The organism is Cuspidothrix issatschenkoi CHARLIE-1, from assembly GCF_002934005.1.
Lineage (GTDB): Bacteria > Cyanobacteriota > Cyanobacteriia > Cyanobacteriales > Nostocaceae > Cuspidothrix > Cuspidothrix issatschenkoi.
Map to the genome: position 1 here is coordinate 1 of NZ_PGEM01000235.1, position 2057 is coordinate 2057.

Annotated in this window: 2 protein-coding genes; both read left to right on the forward strand. The window is 37.9% G+C overall.

The window, feature by feature from the left end:
- Nucleotides 1–914, forward strand: a 914-nt coding sequence (locus CUN59_RS20890) for a dihydroorotate dehydrogenase-like protein (protein WP_104389600.1), incomplete at its 5' end; no start/stop codon positions are given.
- Nucleotides 915–929: 15 nt separating this feature from the next.
- The gene (locus tag CUN59_RS20895; protein WP_104389601.1) at nucleotides 930–2033 is read left to right on the forward strand and encodes an ATP-dependent 6-phosphofructokinase; all 1104 of its coding nucleotides are present in this window, start codon (nucleotides 930–932) and stop codon (nucleotides 2031–2033) included.
- The last annotated feature ends 24 nt before the right edge of the window (nucleotides 2034–2057 follow it).

The window sequence follows — 2057 nt, forward strand, 5'->3', positions numbered from 1 at the left end:
CAGTAGTCATGCACTCATTATTTGAAGAACAATTAACTTTAGAAAAATACGAACTACATCATCATTTAACCTATGGTACAGAGAGTTTTGCGGAGGCTTTAACCTATTTCCCCGAAGTTACTAATTTTCGAGTTGGCCCAGAAGAATATTTAGACCATATTCGCAAAGCTAAAGAATTAGTAGATATTCCCATTATTGCTAGTTTAAATGGTTGTTCTCCTGGGGGTTGGACAGAATATGGTAAATTGATGCAAGAAGCGGGAGCATCAGCTTTAGAATTAAATATTTATTATGTTCCCACTGACCCCAATTTAACAAGTTCAGAAATTGAACAAAACTATATTGACATTCTCACATCTGTGAAAAATTCTGTCACTATTCCGGTAGCTGTAAAACTTAGTCCTTACTTTACAAATACTGCGAATATGGCTAAACGTTTAGATGATGCTGGCGCTGATGGTTTAGTATTATTTAATCGGTTCTATCAACCTGATATTAATTTAGAAACTTTGGATGTAGAACCTCATGTATTATTAAGTACCCCTCAAGATATGCGTTTACCTTTGCGTTGGATAGCTATTCTCTATGGACATATTCAGGGAAGTCTGGCAGCAACTAGCGGTATTCACAACGCCCATGATGTGATAAAAATGTTGATGGTAGGGGCAAATGCCACTATGCTGTGTTCTGTGCTATTACGCCATGGTATTGATCATATTCGTTCTTTGGAAAAAGACATTAAAGAATGGATGGAAAACCATGAATATGAGTCTGTTAAGCAAATGCAAGGCAGCATGAGTCAACTTAACTGCCCTGATCCTAGTGCTTTTGAACGCGCTCAATATATGAAAGCGTTGCAAACTTATCAACCAGAATGGGGACGAAATACACGAATTTCAACACTGAACTCCTGAACTCCTAAACTCCTTATGAACAAACGTATTGGTATTTTAACAAGTGGTGGTGACTGTCCTGGACTCAATTGTGTAATTAGAGCAGTTGTGAGTCATGCGACACTTACCCATAATTGGGAGGTTGTAGGTATTCCCTATGCCACCCAAGGTTTATTAGAACGGCAAACCGTGCCTTTAAGTATGCACGGTTGGGACTTACGCGGAATTGATCCTTTATTAAATATGGGAGGAACAATTTTAGGTAGTATCAATACAGGAGATACTTTAGCTTCAGCTAGTGAAATTTTAGCTAGTTATGAAGCGCTAGGTTTAGATGCTTTAATTGCCGTAGGTGGAGATGGCAGTTTAAAGATAATTCATCAATTAGCAACTTTGGGTAATTGGCATTTAGTTGGTATTCCTAAAACTATTGATAATGACGTGGCATTAACAGAACGTTCCATAGGTTTTGATACGGCAGTAAATACAGTTGTGGATGCTATTAATCGTCTTACATTTACCGCAGCAAGTCATGACCGAGTAATGATTGTCGAAGTCATGGGACGTACTGCGGGACATTTAGCATTATATTCCGGTATTGCTGGAGGTGCAGATGTAATTTTAATTCCGGAAATACCTTATACTATTAAAGGAATTTGCAATCATTTGCAAGAATTACGCGATCGCTGGAAAAGAAAATTTGCTATTATCGTCGTCGCTGAAGGTGCGACACCCTGTTTAGAAGATTTAAGTGATGCTGATATTTGCAATTTAGAAAATGCCCCATCTCAACATTTTACAACCCCTAAATGTGGTCGTGGTCAATATATTGCTGATCGAATTTCTACTTTAACTAAAAATTTTGTAGATACGCGGGTTTCAGTATTAGGGCATATTCAAAGAGGTGGTATTCCCTCAGCATTAGATCGTCTTACCGCTACAGTTTTTGGGACAACCTCTGTTGATTTAATTGCCCAAAATAAATATGATCAAATGTTAGCTTGGCAGAATGGAAAAGTTGTTAATGTTTCTATCCAAGATGCTGTAGATAAAAGTCCCTCACTGGTAGATCCCCATGGTTATCTAGTCCAAAGCGCTCAATCTTTAGGAATATATATCGGGGAAGAAACTAATAGATAGGGGTTGCTGAATAAAGCTATAACC

What these genes read in the sequence shown, in the direction of transcription:
- CUN59_RS20895 (WP_104389601.1), top strand. Translation starts at nt 930, where the DNA reads ATGAACAAACGTATTGGTATTTTAACAAGTGGTGGTGACTGTCCTGGA.